The organism is Phenylobacterium sp. LjRoot97, from assembly GCF_964254345.1.
Taxonomy (GTDB): Bacteria; Pseudomonadota; Alphaproteobacteria; order Caulobacterales; family Caulobacteraceae; genus Phenylobacterium.
In genome coordinates this window covers 1887489-1907078 of sequence record NZ_CAXUTH020000001.1, presented here as the reverse complement: position 1 = coordinate 1907078, position 19590 = coordinate 1887489, and the positions used below count along the sequence as shown (strand labels likewise).

Genomic DNA, 19590 nt, shown 5'->3' with positions numbered 1-19590 from the left:
TGACATGACCAAGATTTCCCGCGGCGTCCTCGTCGCCTGCGCCGCCCTCGCCCTGCCCCTCGCCGCCTGCCAGAAGCAGGAGGACGACTTCGGCCAGAAAGTCCGCGCCTACCTGCTCGCCCACCCCGAGGTGATCGAGGAGGCGGTCGTGAAGCTGCAGGAAAACAAGCAGGCCGCGGCTCAGGAGGCCGCCAAGGCCTCGCTCGCCAAGTACCGCGACCAGCTGGAGCGCGACCCGCGCGACTTCGTGGCCAATCCGAACGGCACCGTGACGGTCGTCGAGTTCTTCGACTACCGCTGCGGCTACTGCAAGGTCAGCGCGCCCGAGGTGCTGAAGCTGATCAAGGAGAACCCGGACGTCCGGTTCGTGTTCAAGGAGTTCCCGATCTTCGGGGCCGAGAGCAACATCGCCGCCGAGGTCGCCCTGTCCCCCGCCGGCATGCCCAAGAACATCGAGCTGTTCGAGCGCTTCATGGCCGAGAAGGCGCTGGACGAGGCCGCCATCGACCGTCACCTGCGCGCCGTCGGGGTGGATCCGGCCGCCGCTCGCGCCGGCGGCGCCAGCGCCGAGGTCAAGAAGCACATCGCTGACACCCGCGCGCTCGCCCAGGCCCTGGCCATCGAAGGCACGCCTGCCTTCGTCGTCGGCGACCGCGTCATCCCAGGCGCCGACATGCCGGCCCTGCGTGCGGCGATCGCCGAAGCCAAGACGGGCAAGCTCAAGACCGTCCCCTCGCCGCAGATCGACAAGGGCTAAAACCCCTCGCCAAACTCGGACTTGCGCCGCACCGCGACGCAGCTAGGCTCCTCTCGAGTGCCTTGAGAGTCTGTCCGTCCGACCACGGCGAGCCGAATGCACGAACGAGTGCTGATCATCGGAGCTGGTATCGGCGGCCTGTGTTCGGCGCTGGCCTTGGCGCCGACCGGCCGCGATATCGTCATTCTGGAACGTGATCCGGCGCCGCCGCGCGGCGACGCCGATCACGCATTCACCGACTGGACCCGTCGCGGAGTCGGCCACCTGCGCCACAGCCACGCCTTCCTGGCGCGGCTGCGCACCATCATCCGCAACGAACACCCTGAACTGCACGCCGACCTGCTGGCCGCGGGCTGCCGTGAACTTGGCTTCGAGCGGATGCTCACCGACGTCCACCGCCAGGACTACCGGCCCCAACCCGCCGACCGCGACTTCGTGGTCCTGACCAGTCGCCGCACCACCCTCGAGCTCGTCATCCGCCGCTATGTCGAGCGCTATCCGAACGTGCGGATCGATTCGGAGACCTTCGTCCGCCGGCTTTTGACCCAACGCGACCCGCAGGGCTTGCGCGTGGTCGGGGTGTCCGTGGCCGACGCCGCCGGGGCGCGCGACATCATCGGCGATCTGGTGATCGACGGCGGCGGCCGCACCTCGTCCTGCGTCGAGCAACTCATCGAGGACGGCGCGAGCATTCCCGAGGAGCGCGAGAGCGCCGGCATCGTCTACTTCACCCGTCACTACCGCCTGCGTCCGGGCGCCCAGGAGCCGCAGCGCACCAAGGCCGGCGGGACCGGCGATCTCGGCTTCCTCAAGTTCGGGTTGTTCCCGGCCGACAACGGCTGCTTCTCGATCACCCTCTGCACGCCTGAGCCCGAGCTTGAGCTGCGCAAGGCCATCGTGCGGCCCGAGGTGTTCGACGCCATCTGCGCGCGCCTGCCGGGCCTCGCGCCCTGGGTCGACCCGGCCACCGCCGAGGGTGTCAGCCGCGTGTTCGGCATGGGCGAACTGCAAAGCCGCTGGCGCGAGATCGCCGGCGAAGGCGTCCCGCCGCTGCTGGGGTACTTCCCGGTCGGCGACGCCCTGGTCCGCACGAACCCGCTCTACGGCCGCGGCTGCTCGTTCGCCGCCGTCACCGCCTACGTCCTGCGCGACGTGCTGGTCTCCACCGGCGACGCGGCCGACCGTGTCCAGGCTTTCCAGACCCAGGTCAGCGAGGAGTTGCGGCCCTATTATCTCAACATGCGCGACCAGGACCGGGCTGCGATCCGGCGGGCGCGCCAGCAGCTCACCCCCGGCTATCGCCCCAGCCTGCGGAGCCGGGTGATCAAGAGCTTCCTCGAGGACGGCGTAAACATCGCCATCCGCTCCGACGCCAACCTGCTGCGCGAGGCGCTGCGGGGCTTCCATATGCTGGAGCATCCGTCAGCCTGGCTGAAGCGACCGGACAACCTCGCCAAGGTGCTGCGCTACTGGGCCACCGGCCGGGACAGGAAGGCCCACGTCTATCCGCCCAAGCCGGGCCCAAACCGCGCCGACATGTTCCAGCAGCTGGGCCTGCCGGCCGAGGCCGACATGATCCCTAAGGCGGCGCGTTGAACAGCCCGCCCTGGGCCATCTGATCGCGAACCGCTTCCGGCGTCAGGGTCGCGGCCTTGTCGAGTTCGACCAGTTCCGGCGGCACGTACCAGTGCAGTTTGTCGGCGTGGTAGGCCTCCCACACCGCCTTGGCGACCTCCACCGGCGGGATGGCGCGGAACATCCCCTCCTTTGGCGCCGCCTCGGCCACGCCCGGCGGCAGGATCGGCGTGTCGATCACCCCGGGCAGCACGTCGGCGACCCGCACGCCATAGGCCTTGAACTCGACCGAGAGCGCCTCCGACAGACCCTTCACCGCGTGCTTTGTCGCCGAATAGACCGCGATATTGGCCATGCCGAAGGTCGCTGACGACGACGAGGTCGTGAAGCATAGGGAGTTCGGCGTCGCCTTCAACAGCCCGATCGCTTCGTGGATGCCGATCAACACACCCATCAGATTGACCTGGACGACCGCGATCACGTCCTCGAACGGCTGCTCGGCGAACGGGCCGCCGCAGCCGATGCCGGCGTTATTGTAGAGCAGGTCCATCTTCCCGCCGGTCGCCTCGCCGAAGGTCGCGACCGCCATCCGGTAGTCATCGCGGTCGGTGACGTCGAGCCGCCGGACCACGCAATTGTCAGGGCCGAGTTCCGCCATCAGAGCCTCGAGCCCGGCCTCGTTGACGTCGTAGCCGCCGACGAACCAGCCCTGGCCGGCGAACAGCCTGGCCGTCTCGCGGCCCATGCCCGAGGCCGCGCCGGTGATGAAGATGGACTTGCGCCCGTTGGCCTTGCCCATGTGCGCCTAGCTCCCGTTTTCCAGGAGCCTAGAGCGCCTTCCGCCACGGAACGCCGCTGAAAACTTCAGCCGCGCTTCTGCAGGCCGCGCTGCTTGAGCCGCCACACCAGCACGTCGAAACGATCCTGGCCGAAGAACGGCTCGCCGTCGAAGACCATGGTCGGCACGCCCCAGTGGCCGCTTTCGCGATGTGCGACCTGATTGGCCTCGATCTCGGCGGCGATCTCGTCCTTCTTGCCGGCCGCTTGCGCCTGCAGATCTGCCATATCGAGACCCGCACGCTCGATGGCCCGCGCCAGCTTGTCGCCCTCGTTCCAGGGCATGTCCTGGCCGTTCCAGATCAGCCGCGAGACCTCGTCGTAGAAGGCCAGCGCCTGCGGCTTGTGCGCTGCGATCACGCCCAGCGGCATCAGCAGGTCCAGGTGCGGCTGCTCGGCCGCGCCGTTGAGGTTCTGTCCGATCACGACGGGGTCGGGGTTCGGCCACACCAGCGGCAGGCCCAGGAAGTCCCCCAGCCGCCGGACGTCGCGCACCAGATAGGGCACGAACAGCGGGTCCTGCTTGGTGAAGAACCCCTCCGATCGCACGGCCAGCGGATAGACCGGCCGCATCCGGACATCGACGTCGTAGGTCTCAGCCAATTCCCGCAAGCGCGGGACCACCAGGTAGGAATAAGGGCTGCGGAAGGACCAGTAGACGTCGACGCCGAGGCTCATCAGATCAGACCGGATAACGGGGATGATGGGTCAGCATACATACGTTTTGGCATACGTCCTGCCAAAAATGCCTCCCGCCCCGCGATCACGGCGTGCTTCATGGCCACGGCCATGCGGATGGGGTCCTGCGCCCCGGCGATGGCGGTGTTCATCAGCACCGCGTCGCAGCCTGTCTCCATCGCCAGCGTGGCGTCCGAAGCCGTGCCGACCCCGGCGTCGACCAGCACCGGCACCTTCGACTGCTCGATGATCAGTCCCAGGTTCAGGAAGTTCTGGATGCCGCGCCCCGAGCCGATCGGGGCCGCAGCCGGCATGATCGCCGCCGCGCCGGCGTCCTCAAGCTTCTTGGCGTAGACCGGATCGTCGCTGCAGTAGACCATCACCTGGAACCCGTCGGCGACCAGCAGCTTCAGCGCCCGCAGGGTCTCTTCCATGTCCGGGAGCAGGTGCTTGGTGTCCGACAGCACCTCCAGTTTCACCAGGTCCCAGCCGCCGGCCTCGCGCGCCAGGCGCAGGGTGCGGATGGCGTCCTCGCCGGTGAAGCAGCCGGCGGTGTTGGGCAGGAAGGTGAAGCGGTCGGGCTTCACATAGTCGACCAGCATCGGCTGGTTGGGATCGGACAGGTTCACCCGGCGCACCGCCACGGTGACGATCTCCGCCCCGGCCGCCTCGGCGGCGGCGGCGTTCTCGGCGTAGTCCTTGTACTTCCCCGTCCCGACGATCAGCCGCGAGGTGAAGGTCCGGCCCGCCACGCTCCAGGTGTCTTCCTTGTGGGTAGACCCGTCCATGTCAGCCGCCTCCGATAAAATGCACAATCTCAATGCGGTCGCCGTCGGCGAGCGCGGTCTGTCCATAGGCCGATCGCGGTACGATCTCCAGGTTGCGCTCCACCGCCACCTTGCGCGCATCCAGGCCAAGTTCCGCCACCAGGGCGGCCACGCTCGACACCCCGCCGAAGGCCCTTTGTTCCCCGTTGATGGTCAGCGTCATGACGCCCTCGTGAAGCTTGGAGTTTCCGAATGCTTGTGACCCCCGCCGCCGCCCGTTACAAGACGGCGGAATCGACGGCGGAGCCGAATGTCGAAACCGATCTATGTGCTTAGCGGGCCCAACCTCAACCTCTTGGGGGTCCGGGAGCCGGAGATTTACGGAAAGGAGACGCTGGAGGACGTCCGCACTCGTTGCGAACGCCGCGCCGGCGCCCTCGGTCATGCCGTGGTCTTCCGCCAATCCAACCACGAAGGACAGCTCATCGACTGGGTGCAGGAAGCCCGGACGGAAGCCTGCGCCGTCGTGATCAATCCTGCGGGCTATGGTCACACTTCCGTGGCCCTGCTGGACGCACTGAAGACACTCGATATTCCTGTCGTCGAATGTCACCTGTCCAACCCGGCGGCGCGCGAAGCGTTCCGTCGTCAAACCTATGTGTCCCTCGTCGCCACCGGGGTCGTCTCCGGCTTCGGCGGGGCGAGCTACGAACTGGCCGTCGAGGCCGCCGCGGGCCTGGCCCGCCAAAGCCAAAACTAAGGATTATCAAATGGCTAGCAGTCCGAAGGCCCCCGCCGACCCGATCGACGCGCGGCTGGTGCGCAAACTGGCCGACATTCTCACCGAGACCGGCCTGACCGAGATCGAAGTCGAGCACAACGACCTGAAGATCCGCGTCGCCAAGACCGCCGCTCCGGCGGCCGTCCAGTACGCCCCCGCTCCGGCCGCGTTCGCCGCCGCTCCCGCCGTCGCCGCTGCCGCGCCGGTTGGCGAAGCCGCGCCCGCCGCCGTCGAGCGCAAGGGCGACGTCGTGAAGTCGCCGATGGTCGGCACCGTCTACCTGCAGCCGCAGCCTGACGCTCCGGCCTTCGTGAAGGTCGGCGACACGGTCACCGCCGGTCAGACCCTGCTGATCGTCGAAGCCATGAAGACCATGAACCCGATCCCCGCCCCGCGCGGCGGCAAGATCGTCGAGATCATCGTCCAGGACGCTCAGCCGGTCGAATTCGGCGAACCGCTGATCGTCATCGAGTAAGTCGATGTTCGACAAAATCCTCATCGCCAATCGCGGCGAGATCGCCCTGCGGGTCCACCGGGCCTGCAAGGAAATGGGCATCTCCACCGTGGCGGTCCATTCCGAGGCCGACACCGGCGCCATGTGGGTGCGGCTGGCCGACGAAAGCGTCTGCATCGGCCCGGCCCCCGCCGCCAAGTCGTACCTGAACATCCCCTCGATCATCGCCGCTGCGGAGATCACGGGCGCCCAGGCGATCCACCCCGGCTACGGCTTCCTGTCGGAGAACGCGCGCTTCGCCGAGATCGTGGCCGCGCACGGCTTCACCTTCATTGGTCCGACCGCCGACCACATCAAGATGATGGGCGACAAGATCACCGCCAAGCAGGCGGTGAAGGAGGCCGGCATCCCGGTGGTGCCCGGCTCCGACGGCGCCGTCACGACCGAGGAAGAGGCCTTCGCGGCGGCCAAGGAAATCGGCTTCCCCGTGCTCATCAAGGCCGCCGCCGGCGGCGGCGGGCGCGGCATGAAGGTCGCCCAGACCGAGGAAGACCTCTACGAGGCGGTCTCCACCGCCCGCGCCGAGGCCAAGGCCGCCTTCGGCGACGACGCGGTCTATATGGAGCGCTATCTCCAGACCCCGCGCCACATCGAGATCCAGGTCATCGCCGACAAGTTCGGCAATGTCTGCCATCTGGGCGAACGCGACTGCTCGCTGCAGCGTCGTCACCAGAAGGTGCTCGAGGAAGCCCCCTCGCCCGTCATCGACGCCGCCGGCCGCGCCAAGATCGGCAAGGTGGTGGTCGATGCGATCAAGGCCATCGGCTACCTCGGCGTCGGCACCATCGAGTTCCTGTACGAGAACGGCGAGTTCTTCTTCATTGAGATGAACACCCGCCTGCAGGTCGAGCACCCGGTCACCGAGGCCATCACCGGCATCGATCTGGTGCGCGAGCAGATCCGTATCGCCGCGGGCCTGCCGCTCTCGTTCAGGCAAGAAGACGTCGTGTTCGAGGGCCACGCCATCGAATGCCGGATCAACGCCGAGAACCCGAAGACCTTCATGCCGTCGCCCGGCCTGGTCACGGACTTCCACGCTCCGGGCGGCCTGGGCGTGCGCCTCGATAGCGCGCTCTATGCCGGCTACTCGATCCCGCCCACCTACGACAGCCTAATCGGCAAGCTGATCGTCCACGGCCGCGACCGCGAAGAGTGCATCGCTCGCGTCAACCGCTGCCTGAACGAGATGGTGGTCGGCGGCATCGAGACCTCGATCCCGCTCTTCCAGGAACTGCTGCACCAGCCCGACTTCCTCACCGGCGACTACAACATCCACTGGCTCGAACGCTGGATGAAGTCGCAGCAGGAAGAGGCCTGACCCTGACATCCTCCCCCGCTCGCGCGGGGGAGGAAAGTCCGGGCCAATTCCAATAGACTGCCGCCATGAAACGTTTCGGCCCCCGCGAGCTCCTTGAGTGCTACGGCCGCGGCGTGTTCCCGATGGCCGATGCGCGCGAAGACGACCGCGTCTTCCTGATCGATCCCGAAAAGCGCGGCGTCGTCCCGCTCGACGGCTTCCACGTCTCGCGCCGCCTGGCCCGCACTGTGCGCGGCGATCCCTTCGACATCCGCATCGACACCGCCTTCTCGCGCGTGGTCCTCGAATGCGCCGCCCCCAAGCCTGGCCGCACCGAAACCTGGATCAACGGGGTCATCGAGGACCTCTACGCCCAGCTGTTCGAGATGGGCCACGCCCACAGCGTCGAGTGCTGGCTCGGAGACGAACTGGTCGGCGGCCTCTACGGCGTCTCGCTCGGCGCGGCCTTCTTCGGCGAGAGCATGTTCAGCCGCCGCACCGACGCCTCCAAGGTGGCGCTGGTCCACCTGGTCGCGCGGCTGCTCAGCGACGGCTACAGGCTGCTCGACGCGCAGTTCATCACCGACCACCTGTCGACGTTCGGGGCGGTCGAAATCCCGCGGGCGGAGTATCACCGCCGGCTGGCCCGCGCTCTAGAGGCGCAGGCCTCGTTTCAGCGCGTCGCGGTGGGAACCGGCGCGGCCGCTCTGCAGGTGATCAGCCAGGCGTCGTAGATCGGGTGTTCCAGCGGGTTGAGGCCCGGCGAGGACGCATACATCCAGCCGCGGAACGCCTGGCGCGGCGGCGGGGTGGGCTTGCCGGGCGCAGCGCGCGGCTGGGACTCCACGGTCACGTGCGCGACCGAGTCTTCGACCGCCTCATCGGCCGCCGAGCGTTCGCAGGCCTTCACCGTGAAGACGAGGTTCTTGTAGCGAACCGGCCGGCCGACGGCGGCCTCGAAGCGCATGGATTCCGCTGAGACCTTGTCCAGCGCCTGGATCACGGCGACGTCGTAGCGGGCGCGCTTGGCCGCCTCGGCGGGCTTGGCCGCGACCTGGGCCTTCGGCGCCGGTGCCGGCTCGACCTCTTCGGCGGCGATCGGCGGGGCCGCGAGCGGCGGCGGCGGGGCCACCTGGGCGGGCGGAGCCTCTTCGCGGGCCGGCGGCGGCTGCGCGACCGGCGGCGTCACGGTTCCATTGGGGGACGGCGTGGGCGGGGTCGCTGGCGGCAGCTGCAGCAGCGGCGGTTGGGCGGGCTGCTGGTTCGGAGAGGTCGGCTGCGCGCCCGCCACGCCGGCGCCCGCCAGGGCGCTCAGCACCGCCAGTCCGGCAAGGGTGCGGCCGCGCGACATGCCTATTCGGGCCGCCAGGCCTCGTAGTCGCCCGACGCCTTCTGACGCTCGCCGCCCCGGGCGATCGAGCCTTGCGGCTTCCAGGCGTGCACCGTGCCGGTCAGGTTCGGCAGGTGGTCCTTTTCCCACTCTTGGCGCTTCAGCGGCGCCTTGGTCGGCGGTTCGTCGAAGGTGTAGTGCAGCCAGCCATGCCAGTCGGCCGGGACCTTCGAGGCCTCGGCATAGCCGTTGTAGATGACCCAGCGCCGCTTGCGGCCCTTGTCGTACGATTTCCGGTCGTCCTTGGCTTCGTAGTAGCTGTTGCCCAGCTCGTCCTTGCCGATGAACACGCTGCCGCGAACCGTGTTGCGGATGCCGATGGTCGCGCCGTTCCACCAGGTGAAGATATTCTTGAGCACGTTTGGGAATTCCAGACAGACAGGAAGCGGCCGGACTATAGGCGCCCGACGCTTCACCGTCCAGCCGCGCGAAATCCGCAATATGTTGGGGATAGGCGCCCCACGGACCGCAACATCTATTGCCCGCGTTAACGACGCTGCTAGACTCGCCCGACGGGAGAGCCGGATATGGGTGCAGAAGCGGCAAGGATCGAACGGCGGACGCTCGAGCGCGCGTCCAGCGTAGCCGATGTTCTGGCCCCCGCGTCATGGACCGACGCGCGGGTCGAGGCCTGGCTCGACTGGCTGGGCGAGGACGCCGATCTGCCCGCCGCCGTGTTCCGCTTCGCCGAAGACCTCGTGCAGCGCGGCGATTCGGCCGCGCTGTTCGAGACGGCCCGGGCCCGCGCCGCGTTTCGACGCGATCTCGGCGCGGCCATGCTGGCCGGCCAGATCGCCATCTCCTGGCCGCGGCCTGATGCGGCCACGCCCGTCGTTCAACTTGGCGATGCTTGCGCGCCGGCCCTCGCCGCGCTGCGCGCCCAGCGTCGCGGCCGCGCGATGGCCCGCGCCGCCGCCCGTGAGATGGGCGCCCGGCTCCAGGCGGTGATGGACTCCATCCTTCGCTGCGAAGGCGATCCGGCCGCCTGCGCCGACCTGCGCGCCAACGCCAGCCTGGCCCGCAGCGCCGAGGCCGCCCGTGCGGCCGGCGCCACCGACGCGATGATCCTCGACGCCATCGCCCTGGCCAAGGCTGGCGAGCTCGAGTGGGCGGCCGCCGAACCGGACGCCGGCGCCGCCGAGGACCTCGAACTGATCTGCGTCGGGCCCAGCACGCCCGAACCCTCGCTCGCCGCCGCGGCCTGGGAGACCGGCGCCCTCGCGCTCGCCCTTACCCCCGACATCGCCCAGGGCGTCGCTCGCGCCTGGGGCGGCGCGCGCGGGGCGGTCAACCTGATGGCCTTCGGGTCCGGGCCGGACTTCGACGCCGCCGCCTTCGCCTCGGCCGTCGCGCTGCTGGCGGCCGCCTTGGCGGCGGTCGGCGGCGAGCGTCCCGCTTCGCTCGGCCTGGCCGGCGTCGCCGACTGGCTCGTCGCCCAGGGCCTGACCTACGACTCCGAGGCCGGCCGCACGGCCGTCCGTGACCTCTACCGGCACGCCGCTTCGGCCTGCGTCGCCTCGGGCGCCAAGCTAAACGGCGGCTTGGCGGTGTTCGACGATCCCGAACTCGCCCTGCGGCTCGGCGGAGCCAGCGCCTCGGCCGCCCCCTGGCTGGGTCCCGTCACCGTCGCCCAGACCGAGGACGGCGTCCTGACCCGGGTGATGACCGAGTCCGCGCTCAGCGGCCTGACCGCGCTCGGCGCGGATCTGTCCCAGGCGCGGGCCTGGCTGCTCGGCGGCCAGGACCTTTCCGAGGCCCCCGGCATCGACCACGCCGCCCTCGCCGCCCGCGGTTTCACCGACCACGAGATCGCCCAGGCCGAGGCCGCCCTGCCCTTCGCCGCGACCCTGGCCGAGGCCTTCTCCGCCATCGACGCCGGCTTCCTCTGCGACGTGCTCGGCGCCACCGACGCCGATCTCGCCGATCCGGCCCTGAACGTGCTCAAGCTGGCGGGCTTCGGCGACGAGGAGATCGCGCAGGCCGAGGCCTACGCCATGGGGTCGGGGGCGCTCTCCCAGGCCGACTTCCTCACCGCCGCCCAACAGGCTGTGTTCGAGACTGCGGACGAGCTTGGCCCCGAACGTTACTTCGCGGTGCTGGCCGTCATCGCCCACGCCCTCGCGGTGCCGGCCATGGCCGACCTGGAGCTGGAGTGGGACACCACTCCGGCCGACGCCGCTGGCGTGATCGCCATGGCTGCGCGCGCCAAGGCCCCGGCCCTGCGCATGCGGCGCGCCGCAGCTCCGGCCGACATGGTGCTGGATCTGCCCAAGGCGAGCGAGCCGCCGCCCCGCACGCTCCGCGAACCGGAGGCCGAGGCCCGCGCCCCGCAGCCCGAACGGATCGTCGAGCGCATCGTCGAGCGCGACCGCACCCGCCGCAAGCTGCCCGACCGCCGCAAGGGCTACATCCAGAAGGCCAGCGTCGGCGGCCACAAGGTCTACCTGCACACCGGCGAGTACGAGGACGGCGAACTCGGCGAGATCTTCATCGACATGCACAAGGAAGGCGCCGCCTTCCGCTCGCTGATGAACAACTTCGCCATCGCGATCTCGATCGGCCTGCAGTACGGCGTGCCGCTCGACGAGTTCGTCGACGCCTTCGTCTTCACCCGCTTCGAACCGGCCGGTCCGGTCACCGGCAACGACTCCGTGCGCTCGGCGACCTCGATCCTCGACTACCTGTTCCGAGAGCTCGGCGTCTCCTATCTGGGCCGCAACGACCTCGCCAACGCCGACCCGGACGAGCTCAACGCCGACGGCCTGGGCGACGGCAAGAGCGACGACGAGGACGGCCCCCAGCCGGCCAGCCACTTCATCTCCCGCGGCTTCGCCCGCGGGGCCGCGCCCGACAACCTGGTTTTCCTGCCCAGCGCCGCCGCCCGGCCGCCAGCGGCTGAGGCTGACGTCTGCGCCGCTTGCGGCGACATCGCCGTGGTTCGCAAGGGCGCCAGCCTGATCTGCGAGACCTGCGGAACCCGGGCGACGCCGCAGGGCGGCGACATGACCGGATGACGCCGTTCGGCGGCGGTCACCTCGCCTTAAAGCTTCACCGCTAAGCAAGGAGCCCTTGTCGGAGGGCTCCTCATGAAACCGCTCGTCGCGATCGGCGTCCTCGCCGCCCTCGCCGTAGCTGCGCCTGCCAGCGCCCAGAACGCCGGCCAGATCGGCCAGGCACGCCGCGGCGCCAGCTGTCCGAAGTGCAACCTCTTCCAGGCCGACATGGCCGGGCTGGAGATGCGCGGCCAGAATTTCGCCGGCGCACGCCTGCGTCAGGCCGACCTGTCCCTGGCGGTGATGAATCGCGTGAACTTCTCCGGCGCCGACCTGCGCGACGTCGAAGCCTATGGCGGAGTGTTCTCCAGCTCGAATTTCGCCGGCGCCGACCTCACCAATTCCAGCTTTGTCGGCACGCATCTCAGCGGGGCGAATTTCGCCGGCGCCAAGCTTGACGGGGCCAATTTTTCCGGAGCTGAGCTGGATGGCGCACGGGGTTTGTCTCAAGCCCAGCTGAACCGCGCCTGCGGGGACGGTTCGACCGTGCTGCCCGGCGGCCTGCGCATCCCCAGCTGCTAGCTAAGCTGCTGACAATTACCGCGAATTAAGTAGCGTCCACAGGGTGTCGAGAGCACATGCTCACATCATGGACCAACAACGCCAAGCTTCGATGCCTCGTCTGACGCGTTCCCTGCCCGCGCTCTCCGCCCTGGTCGCCGTGGCGCTCGCCGCCATTCCCGGCCTGGCCAGCGCCAACATGGGCGACAAGGACGTGGCGCGGATGGTCTCGTTTGGCGGCGCCTGCGCCAAGTGCGAGCTGTCGGGCCGCAAGCTGGCCGGCGCGCAGTTCGTCGGCGCCAACTTCGCCCAGGCCGCCCTGGTCGGCTCGGACCTGCGCGACGCCCGCTTCCTCGGCGCGAACTTCAATGGCGCGGACCTCTCACGCGCCGACCTCAGCGACGCTCAAATGGTCGGCGCGAACTTCACCACAGCGGTGCTGGCCGACGCGCGCCTGCGCGACGTCGAGGCCCGCGGCGTCAACTTCGGCGGCGCCAACCTCGCCCGCGCCGACATGCGCGACGCTGCGGCGGCCGGTTCCAATTTCAGCAAGGCCAACCTCTCCAACGCCTCGCTGCGCGGCGCCGAGCTGCGCGCCGCCAACTTCTCCAAGGCCAACGGCCGCGCCGCCGACTTCCGCGACGCGGCGCTGACCGGGGCCAATCTCGGCTCGGGCGCATTCGATCACGCGTCGTTCCGCGACGCCGACCTCTCGGCCGCCAGCCTCACGGGCGCGACGTTCGTGAATGCCGACTTCCGCGGCGCCAGCCTGACCGGCGCCAACATCGCGGGCGTCGACTTTTCCCGCGCCAAGGGCCTGGAGCAGGACCAGCTCGACAACGCCTGCGCCGACGGCGCCACCCGCACCCCGCCCGGCCTCGTCGCCAAGGCCTGCCATCGCGGGGCCCGTGTCCGCGTCGTCAGCCGCAACCCTGCGCCGCCGGCCCCGCCCGCGGCCCCCGCGCCGCCGGCCCCGCCGCGCTACTTCGCCTCGGTCGACTGACAGGCACAAAAAAGGGGACCAGCGGCCCCCTTTTCCATGACGTTGGTCGCGCCCTAGACCTTGATCGGCGTCGCGAGCCGGATGTGCAGCTCCTTGAGCTGCTTCTCCAGCACCTCGGACGGCGCGTTCATCAGCAGGTCCTGGCCCTGCTGGTTCAGCGGGAAGGCGATGACCTCACGGATCGCGGTCTCGCCGGCCAGCAGCATGACGATCCGGTCGATGCCGGGCGCCAGGCCCCCGTGCGGCGGCGCGCCGTGACGGAAGGCGTTCAGCATGCCGCCGAACTCTTCCTCGACGACGTTGGAGCCGTAGCCGGCCAGTTCGAACGCCTTCACCATCACCTCGGGGAGGTGGTTCCGGATTGCGCCCGAGCACAGCTCATAGCCGTTGCAGACGATGTCGTACTGGAACGCGCGGATGGTCAGCGGGTCCTGGTTCAGCAGCGCGTCCAGGCCGCCCTGCGGCATCGAGAACGGGTTGTGCGAGAAGTCGACCTTCTGCTCTTCCTCGCTCCACTCGAACATCGGGAAGTCGACGATCCAGCAGAACTTGAACTGGTCCTCGTCGACCAGGTTCAGGTCCGTGCCGACCTTGGTGCGGGCGTTGCCCGCGAACTTCACGAACGCCTTGGGATCGCCGGCCACGAAGAAGGCCGCGTCGCCCTGCCCCATGCCGATGCCGCTCATCAGCGCCTGGGTCGCGTCCGGGCCCAGGTTCTTGGCGATCGGGCCGCCCCAGCCGCCCTGGTCTTCCGACCAGAAGATGTAGCCCAGACCCGGCTGGCCTTCGCCCTGCGCCCAGCTGTTCATGCGGTCGCAGAACGCGCGGCTGCCGCCCTTCGGGGCCGGGATCGCCCAGACGGCGTTCTTGGCGTCTTCCAGGATGCGCGCGAACAGGCCGAACCCGCCGCCGCGGAAGCGCTCGGAGACGTCCTGCATGATGATCGGGTTGCGCAGGTCGGGCTTGTCGGTGCCATAGCGGGCCATCGACTGCACATAGGTCAGGCGCTCGAAGCCCCGGTGTTCGATCGTCTTGCCGAAGTCGTCCTCGTAGGACATCGACTGGTCGATCGGCGAGACGCGCTTGCCGCCGCCGAACTCCACGAACACGCCGTGCATCACCGGCTCGATCGCCGCGAACACGTCTTCCTGGGTCACGAAGCTCATCTCGACGTCGAGCTGGTAGAACTCGAGCGAGCGGTCGGCGCGCAGGTCCTCGTCGCGGAAGCAGGGCGCGATCTGGAAGTAGCGGTCGAAGCCCGAGACCATCAGCAGCTGCTTGAACTGCTGGGGGGCCTGCGGAAGGGCGTAGAACTTGGTCGGGTGCATCCGCGAGGGCACCAGGAAGTCGCGTGCGCCTTCCGGCGACGAGGCCGTCAGGATCGGCGTCTGGTACTCCAGGAAGCCCTGGTCGATCATGCGGTTGCGGATCGAGTGGATGACCTTCGAGCGCAGCACGATGTTCCGGTGCAGCGTCTCGCGGCGCAGATCCAGATAGCGGTGCTTCAGGCGGATTTCTTCCGGATACTCCGGCTCGCCGAAGACCGGCAGCGGCAGCTCGGCGGCTTCCGACAGCACCTCAACCGAACGCACGCGCACCTCGACTTCGCCGGTCGGCAGGTTGGCGTTCACGGTTTCCGGGCTGCGGGCCACGACCTCGCCGTCGATGCGGATGACGCTCTCGGCGCGCAGGCGCTCGATGACGTCGAAGCCGGGGGTCTCCGGGCTGATCACCAGCTGGGTCAGACCGTAGTGGTCGCGCAGGTCGATGAAGACGAGACCACCGTGGTCGCGCTTGCGGTGGATCCAGCCCGAAAGACGGACGGTCTGGCCCGTGTCGGCGGCGCGAAGAGCGCCTGCGGTATGGGTGCGGTAGGCGTGCATGGGGAGTCGCTAAGGCTCTGAAAATCGAGGGCGGAAGGGCGCATGTAGGGCCCCGAAAGTCAAGGCGCGCGCCCCATTCCGCCCCGCGATCCCCCTACTTCGCCGGATCGACCAGGGCCTGGTAGACCAGGGTCCTCGTCAGGCCGCCCAGGTCCGGGCCGCCGGTGCCGCCATAGCGCTGGATCATGCCGACAAAGACCACGTCGTTGGTCGGATCGACCCAGAACCAGGTGCCGGCCGCCCCGCCCCAGCTCATCGTGCCCTTGCCCTCCAGGCTGCCGGCCTTGCGCGGGTCGTTGACGACCATGAAGTCCAGCCCGAACCCGACCGCCTCGTTGAACGACGACGCCGTGGAGCCGTTCGACGACACCAGCGCCGCCTGCGGAATGACGTTGGTCCCCATCAGCTCGACCGACGCGGGCGAGAGGATCCGCACCCCGTCCAGCTGCCCGCCGTTGGCGATCATCTGCGCGAAACGGGCGTAGTCGCGGGTGGTCGAAACCAGCCCGCCGCCGCCGGATTCCAGCCGCGGCTTGTCGACGAAGTTCTGGATCGGCTGGTTGAAGAGGGTCTTGGCCTCCTCGATCTTGCCGGTCTCAGGATTGCCGATATAGGGCGTCGCCAGCCGCCCGGCCTTGGCCGCCCCAGTGTGGAAGCCGGTGTCATTCATCTTCAGCGGCTTGAAGATCCGGCTTTCCATGAAGTCGCCCAGGCTCTGGCCGCTCAGCCGCTCGACCACAGCGCCCTGCAGGTCTACGGCCACCGAATAGCTCCACTGCTCGCCCGGCTGGTACATCAGCGGGATCGCGGCGGTCTTGGTCGTCAGGTCCTTGAGGTCCGCCGCGCCCAGGATCCGCCCGTCACGGAACATGCGGTCGACCGGGTGCTTGTCGCTGAGGCCATAGCCGAACCCGGCCGTGTGGCTCATCAGCTCGCGCATGGTCGGCGCCCGCTTCACCGGCTCCAGGATCGGCTGGCCCTTGGCGTCGACGCCCTTCCAGACCTTCAGGTCCTTCATCTCGGGCAGATAGGTCGTGATCGGGTCGTCGAGACGCCAGCGGCCTTCCTCGAACAGGATCATCATCGCAACGCCGGTCACCGGCTTGGACATTGAATAGATGCGGAAGATGGCGTCCTTCTCGAGCGGCGCGCCGGTCTCGAGGTTCGCCTTGCCGTAGCTGTTGAACGCCACCACCTGGCCATGCCGCGCCAGCAGGGTCTGCACGCCAGCCACCCGGCCGTCGGCCACCGCCTTGGCCATCGCCGCGTCGAGGCGCTTCAGCCGGGCGCCGTCGAAGCCGACCGCCTCCGGGCTGGCGGCCGGCGCCAGCGCCGTGGCCGGCTCCCTAGCCAGGACGGCGGGCGCGGCGGCCCAGCTCAGCGAAACCGCGGCCAGAGCCGTCGCCAGCAGATGGCGCTTCATGAAACTTCCCCTCCCGAACATCGGTCGGCGAAGCTTAGCGTTGCACCCGACACCTACAAGGTGTCGCCGAAGCTATTTCGGCTTGAACCGCTTGCTGGTCGGAAAGCCCTTGGGCGCCAGCTTGCCGGCCGCGGCGCGCCGCCCCAGCCACTCGCGCCACTCGCCCCAGACGCGGGTGCGCCCGGCGGTGTCGATCCAGGTCGCGCCGTCCTCGGCGTTGAACACCACCGCGTCGCGCAGACCGCCCTCGCGGTAGGTCTGCAGCTTCACGCCCTTGCCGCGCGGCATCTCCGGCAGCTCCGACAGCGGGAAGATCAGGATCTTGCCGTTGTCGCCGACCACGCCGAAGTGGTCGCCGCTCATCGGCATGGCGAAGGCCGCGCCCTTGGCCCCGGCGTTCAGCACCTGCTTGCCGGCCCGGCGGAAGCTGACCGCCTCCTCCTCGGGCAGGATGAAGCCGTAGCCCTCCTTGGACGCGATGACCCGCTTGGTCCCCGGCTTGTGGGGGAAGATGTCGATGATGTCGGTCTTGTCGTCGAGGTCCAGGATCAGCCGCAGCGGCTCGCCGTGACCGCGGGCGCTCGGCAGCTTGTCGCAACCGATGGTGAAGAACCTGCCGTCCGAGGCGAAGATCAGCAGCTTGTCGGTCGTCTCGGCCGGAACGATAAAGCCGAGCTTGTCGCCTTCCTTGAACTTCAGCTCCGACGGGTCTTCCACCTTGCCCTTGGCGGCGCGGATCCAGCCGCGCTCGGACAGGATCACGGTGATCGGCTCGCGCACGATCATCGCTTCCATGGCCGCCTCGGCGTCCACCACCGGGGCGGTGTCGAAGGTCGAGCGGCGCTTGCCGAGGTTCGTGTCCGGTCCCAGGATCGCGCGCACGTCCTTCAGGCCGACGCCGACCAGCCGCCACTGCGCCCGATCCGAGGCCAGCATCTTCAGCAGCCCGTCGCGTTCCTCGGCCAGCTCGGCGTGCTCGCGGCGGAGCTCCATCTCCTCCAGCTTGGCCAGTTGGCGCAGGCGGGTGTTGAGGATGGCGTCGGCCTGGATCTCCGTCAGCGCGAAGGCCTCGATCAGCTTGGCCTTGGGCTCGTCCTCGTAGCGGACGATGCGGATCACCTCGTCCAGATTGAGGAAGGCGATGACCAAGCCGTCGACGATGTGCAGTCGAGCTTCGATCTTATCCAGGCGGAAGCGGGCCCGGCGCACCACCACCTCGCGGCGGTGATCGAGGAACGACTGCAGCAGCTGGCGCAGGCCCATGACGCCCGGCGCGCCCTTGGCGTCCAGCACGTTCATATTGACCGGGAAGCGGTTCTCCAGCGCCGAGAGCTTGAACAGGCTCTCCATCAGCACTTCAGGCTCGACGTTGCGGTTCTTCGGTTCGAGAACCAGACGCACGTCCTCGGCGCTCTCGTCGCGCACGTCGCCCAGCAGCGGCGCCTTCTTGGTTTCGATCAGGTCGGCGAGTTGCTCGACCAGATCGGCCTTCTTCACCTGGTAGGGAACCTCGGTGACGATGATCTGATAGGTCCCGCGGCCAGTGTCTTCCTTCTCCCAGCGCGCCCGCACCCGAACGCCGCCGCGACCGGTGGCGTAGGTCTCCAGCATGCTCTCGCGCGACTCGACGATGATCCCGCCGGTCGGGAAGTCGGGGCCCTGGACATGGTCCATCAGCCGCGAGGTCTCGGCGTTGGGGTCTTCCAGCAGCACCAGGCAAGCGTCGATCAGCTCGGCGGCGTTGTGCGGCGGGATCGAGGTGGCCATGCCCACCGCGATGCCGCTCGACCCGTTGGCCAGCAGGTTCGGGAACCCGGCCGGCAGCACCACCGGCTCTTCGTCTTCCCCGTCATAGGTCGGGCGGAAGTCGACCGCGTCCTCGTCGATGCCGTCCAGCAGCAGCTGCGCGGCCACGGTCAGTTTGCACTCGGTGTATCGCATGGCCGCGGCGTTATCGCCGTCGATGTTGCCGAAGTTCCCCTGCCCGTCGACCAGTGGGTAGCGCTGGGCGAAGTCCTGGGCCAGGCGCACCAGGGCGTCATAGACGGCGGTGTCGCCGTGCGGGTGATACTTACCGATGACGTCGCCGACGACGCGGGCGCACTTCTTGGCCGTGGTGTTCGGGTCCAACCGCAGCTGGCGCATGGCGTACATCAGCCGCCGGTGCACCGGCTTCATCCCGTCGCGCACGTCGGGCAGCGCCCGTCCGGTGATCGTCGAGAGCGCATAGGCCAGGTACCGACGCGAGAGGGCCTCGGTCAGCGGCTCGTCGATGATGCGGTCGCCTTCGCCGTCGCCCGGCGGTGGGGTGTGCTTGGTCATGGTCGAATCAAACTCGCAGTTCAGTCCCGTTCTAACGGGCGACGCGACGGAAGTCGCCGCGGCCGATGGGGCCTACAGCCGCTCGGCCTCGCCCAGCCGCTCGACCAACCACACCCGCGCCGGCGGAAGCGGCTTGTTGATCGGCCCGAACACGAACAGCTCCAGGAAGTGCGCAGTCAGGTCCAGGCCCGCTCTGACGTCCCCCGCCGCCAATCCGGTCTGGGCCGAGAGCATGAACGGCGGCAGCGGCAGCAGACGGTCCTTGTAGGGCTCTCCGGCCTTGCGGCTCACCGCCCGCCCGGTGCGCGGACTGACATAGATGAGATCATCGACCTCGCCGGTCGCCGCGCACTTCGACAGGTCCATTCCAAAGCCCAGGTCCTGCAGCAGTCCGGCCTCGAAGCGCACGAACACCGCCGGCCAGATCTCCGGCAGCATCAGCGCCGCGGTCAGCGCCTCGAACGCCAGGAACACGCCGGGGTGCGGCTCGCGCTCGGGCAAGGCGGCGGCGGCCACCGCCGCGGCGGCCGACAGGCCCGCCAGCGCCATGCGGTCGTCGAACAGCGCTGAGGGCCCCTCGCCCACCGGCTCCAGCTGCGCCGAACCCAGCTGGTCAGACACCCGCGCCCGGTAATGGACGATCGTCCGCGCCCCGGCCTGCAGGAACGGCTTCATCCGCCGCGAGGCGCCCCCGGCGACGTGCGCGGCGTACTTGCCGTGCCGCGCCGTCAGCAGCTCGACGATCGCTCCGGTCTCGCCAAAGGCGCGCGCCGACAGCACATAGGCGTCGTCTTCGAATTCCATCAGCC

Annotated in this window: 19 protein-coding genes; 9 read left to right on the top strand and 10 right to left on the bottom strand. The window is 68.9% G+C overall.

Annotated elements, in window-relative coordinates; all coding sequences use genetic code 11:
• Positions 1–4 precede the first annotated feature (4 nt).
• Both ACSQ2H_RS09565 and ACSQ2H_RS09560 read left to right on the top strand, forming a co-directional pair.
• Positions 5–757 carry a DsbA family protein gene (locus ACSQ2H_RS09565; protein ID WP_436061181.1) on the top strand — a complete coding sequence of 251 codons (753 nt, stop codon included), beginning with the start codon at positions 5–7 and terminating at the stop codon, positions 755–757.
• A 96-nt stretch (positions 758–853) separates the two neighbouring features.
• Positions 854–2353 (top strand): FAD-dependent oxidoreductase, encoded by a 1500-nt coding sequence (locus ACSQ2H_RS09560; RefSeq protein WP_436061180.1) that lies wholly within the window; start codon positions 854–856, stop codon positions 2351–2353.
• On the opposite strand, the gene ACSQ2H_RS09555 is transcribed toward ACSQ2H_RS09560, so the two are convergent.
• From ACSQ2H_RS09555 to thiS, 4 genes are all read right to left on the bottom strand, one after another.
• Positions 2337–3131 (bottom strand): SDR family oxidoreductase, encoded by a 795-nt coding sequence (locus ACSQ2H_RS09555; RefSeq protein ID WP_436061179.1) that lies wholly within the window; start codon positions 3129–3131, stop codon positions 2337–2339. The genes ACSQ2H_RS09560 and ACSQ2H_RS09555 overlap by 17 nt on opposite strands.
• A gap of 65 nt (positions 3132–3196) precedes the next feature.
• On the bottom strand, positions 3197–3847 hold the full coding sequence (locus ACSQ2H_RS09550; protein WP_436061178.1) for a 2-hydroxychromene-2-carboxylate isomerase: 651 nt from the start codon (positions 3845–3847) through the stop codon (positions 3197–3199).
• The gene (locus ACSQ2H_RS09545) at positions 3847–4635 is read right to left on the bottom strand and encodes a thiazole synthase (RefSeq protein ID WP_269626059.1); all 789 of its coding nucleotides are present in this window, start codon (positions 4633–4635) and stop codon (positions 3847–3849) included. Before ACSQ2H_RS09545 ends, ACSQ2H_RS09550 begins: the two co-directional genes overlap by 1 nt.
• A gap of 1 nt (position 4636) precedes the next feature.
• Positions 4637–4837: a sulfur carrier protein ThiS gene (thiS, locus tag ACSQ2H_RS09540; protein ID WP_267234209.1), complete on the bottom strand. Its 201-nt coding sequence runs from the start codon at positions 4835–4837 to the stop codon at positions 4637–4639.
• An 87-nt stretch (positions 4838–4924) separates the two neighbouring features.
• Here thiS and ACSQ2H_RS09535 point away from each other — a divergent pair, with 87 nt between their 5' ends.
• The 4 genes from ACSQ2H_RS09535 to aat all read left to right on the top strand — a co-directional run bounded on the left by ACSQ2H_RS09535 (position 4925) and on the right by aat (position 7940).
• On the top strand, positions 4925–5374 hold the full coding sequence (locus ACSQ2H_RS09535; protein WP_436061177.1) for a type II 3-dehydroquinate dehydratase: 450 nt from the start codon (positions 4925–4927) through the stop codon (positions 5372–5374).
• 10 nt (positions 5375–5384) lie between these two features.
• The gene (accB, locus tag ACSQ2H_RS09530; protein WP_436061176.1) at positions 5385–5870 is read left to right on the top strand and encodes an acetyl-CoA carboxylase biotin carboxyl carrier protein; all 486 of its coding nucleotides are present in this window, start codon (positions 5385–5387) and stop codon (positions 5868–5870) included.
• A 4-nt stretch (positions 5871–5874) separates the two neighbouring features.
• Positions 5875–7227 carry an acetyl-CoA carboxylase biotin carboxylase subunit gene (accC, locus tag ACSQ2H_RS09525; RefSeq protein WP_436061175.1) on the top strand — a complete coding sequence of 451 codons (1353 nt, stop codon included), beginning with the start codon at positions 5875–5877 and terminating at the stop codon, positions 7225–7227.
• Positions 7228–7292: 65 nt separating this feature from the next.
• On the top strand, positions 7293–7940 hold the full coding sequence (gene aat, locus ACSQ2H_RS09520) for a leucyl/phenylalanyl-tRNA--protein transferase (RefSeq protein ID WP_436061174.1): 648 nt from the start codon (positions 7293–7295) through the stop codon (positions 7938–7940).
• Here the strand turns inward: aat and ACSQ2H_RS09515 are convergent.
• Positions 7880–8557, bottom strand: coding sequence for a DUF2155 domain-containing protein (locus tag ACSQ2H_RS09515; protein ID WP_436061173.1), 678 nt, complete (start codon positions 8555–8557; stop codon positions 7880–7882). The two genes, aat and ACSQ2H_RS09515, sit on opposite strands and share 61 nt — an antisense overlap.
• A 2-nt stretch (positions 8558–8559) precedes the next feature.
• Positions 8560–8955: an NADH:ubiquinone oxidoreductase subunit NDUFA12 gene (locus ACSQ2H_RS09510; RefSeq protein ID WP_436061172.1), complete on the bottom strand. Its 396-nt coding sequence runs from the start codon at positions 8953–8955 to the stop codon at positions 8560–8562.
• A gap of 168 nt (positions 8956–9123) precedes the next feature.
• Between ACSQ2H_RS09510 and ACSQ2H_RS09505 the strand changes: the two genes are divergently transcribed.
• The 3 genes from ACSQ2H_RS09505 (at position 9124) to ACSQ2H_RS09495 (ending at position 13153) form a co-directional block, all read left to right on the top strand.
• A complete protein-coding gene (locus ACSQ2H_RS09505) occupies positions 9124–11610 on the top strand; it encodes a TSCPD domain-containing protein (protein ID WP_436061171.1) in 2487 nt (828 codons plus the stop codon).
• 72 nt (positions 11611–11682) lie between these two features.
• The gene (locus ACSQ2H_RS09500; protein WP_436061170.1) at positions 11683–12171 is read left to right on the top strand and encodes a pentapeptide repeat-containing protein; all 489 of its coding nucleotides are present in this window, start codon (positions 11683–11685) and stop codon (positions 12169–12171) included.
• Between the two features lie 91 nt (positions 12172–12262).
• Positions 12263–13153: a pentapeptide repeat-containing protein gene (locus ACSQ2H_RS09495; protein WP_436061169.1), complete on the top strand. Its 891-nt coding sequence runs from the start codon at positions 12263–12265 to the stop codon at positions 13151–13153.
• Positions 13154–13206: 53 nt separating this feature from the next.
• Here the strand turns inward: ACSQ2H_RS09495 and aspS are convergent, their stop codons facing one another.
• The 4 genes from aspS to recO form a co-directional block, all read right to left on the bottom strand.
• Positions 13207–15036: an aspartate--tRNA ligase gene (gene aspS, locus ACSQ2H_RS09490; RefSeq protein WP_436061168.1), complete on the bottom strand. Its 1830-nt coding sequence runs from the start codon at positions 15034–15036 to the stop codon at positions 13207–13209.
• A gap of 94 nt (positions 15037–15130) precedes the next feature.
• Positions 15131–16459 (bottom strand): serine hydrolase domain-containing protein, encoded by a 1329-nt coding sequence (locus tag ACSQ2H_RS09485; protein WP_436061167.1) that lies wholly within the window; start codon positions 16457–16459, stop codon positions 15131–15133.
• Positions 16460–16531: 72 nt separating this feature from the next.
• Complete coding sequence (parC, locus tag ACSQ2H_RS09480; RefSeq protein ID WP_436061166.1) at positions 16532–18781, bottom strand: DNA topoisomerase IV subunit A; 2250 nt, start codon at positions 18779–18781, stop codon at positions 16532–16534.
• Between the two features lie 72 nt (positions 18782–18853).
• Complete coding sequence (gene recO, locus ACSQ2H_RS09475) at positions 18854–19585, bottom strand: DNA repair protein RecO (RefSeq protein ID WP_436061165.1); 732 nt, start codon at positions 19583–19585, stop codon at positions 18854–18856.
• Positions 19586–19590: the final 5 nt, after the last annotated feature.

Bases quoted from the DNA above. Each gene is read 5' to 3' on its own strand.
- ACSQ2H_RS09550 (WP_436061178.1), bottom strand. From the start codon at position 3,847: ATGAGCCTCGGCGTCGACGTCTACTGGTCCTTCCGCAGCCCTTATTCC.
- ACSQ2H_RS09500 (WP_436061170.1), top strand. From the start codon at position 11,683: ATGAAACCGCTCGTCGCGATCGGCGTCCTCGCCGCCCTCGCCGTAGCT.
- accC (WP_436061175.1), top strand. From the start codon at position 5,875: ATGTTCGACAAAATCCTCATCGCCAATCGCGGCGAGATCGCCCTGCGG.
- ACSQ2H_RS09485 (WP_436061167.1), bottom strand. From the start codon at position 16,459: ATGAAGCGCCATCTGCTGGCGACGGCTCTGGCCGCGGTTTCGCTGAGC.
- recO (WP_436061165.1), bottom strand. From the start codon at position 19,585: ATGGAATTCGAAGACGACGCCTATGTGCTGTCGGCGCGCGCCTTTGGC.
- ACSQ2H_RS09515 (WP_436061173.1), bottom strand. From the start codon at position 8,557: ATGTCGCGCGGCCGCACCCTTGCCGGACTGGCGGTGCTGAGCGCCCTG.
- thiS (WP_267234209.1), bottom strand. From the start codon at position 4,837: ATGACGCTGACCATCAACGGGGAACAAAGGGCCTTCGGCGGGGTGTCG.
- aspS (WP_436061168.1), bottom strand. From the start codon at position 15,036: ATGCACGCCTACCGCACCCATACCGCAGGCGCTCTTCGCGCCGCCGAC.
- ACSQ2H_RS09545 (WP_269626059.1), bottom strand. From the start codon at position 4,635: ATGGACGGGTCTACCCACAAGGAAGACACCTGGAGCGTGGCGGGCCGG.
- ACSQ2H_RS09555 (WP_436061179.1), bottom strand. From the start codon at position 3,131: ATGGGCAAGGCCAACGGGCGCAAGTCCATCTTCATCACCGGCGCGGCC.
- ACSQ2H_RS09565 (WP_436061181.1), top strand. From the start codon at position 5: ATGACCAAGATTTCCCGCGGCGTCCTCGTCGCCTGCGCCGCCCTCGCC.
- accB (WP_436061176.1), top strand. From the start codon at position 5,385: ATGGCTAGCAGTCCGAAGGCCCCCGCCGACCCGATCGACGCGCGGCTG.
- ACSQ2H_RS09560 (WP_436061180.1), top strand. From the start codon at position 854: ATGCACGAACGAGTGCTGATCATCGGAGCTGGTATCGGCGGCCTGTGT.
- parC (WP_436061166.1), bottom strand. From the start codon at position 18,781: ATGACCAAGCACACCCCACCGCCGGGCGACGGCGAAGGCGACCGCATC.
- ACSQ2H_RS09505 (WP_436061171.1), top strand. From the start codon at position 9,124: ATGGGTGCAGAAGCGGCAAGGATCGAACGGCGGACGCTCGAGCGCGCG.
- ACSQ2H_RS09535 (WP_436061177.1), top strand. From the start codon at position 4,925: ATGTCGAAACCGATCTATGTGCTTAGCGGGCCCAACCTCAACCTCTTG.
- ACSQ2H_RS09495 (WP_436061169.1), top strand. From the start codon at position 12,263: ATGCCTCGTCTGACGCGTTCCCTGCCCGCGCTCTCCGCCCTGGTCGCC.
- aat (WP_436061174.1), top strand. From the start codon at position 7,293: ATGAAACGTTTCGGCCCCCGCGAGCTCCTTGAGTGCTACGGCCGCGGC.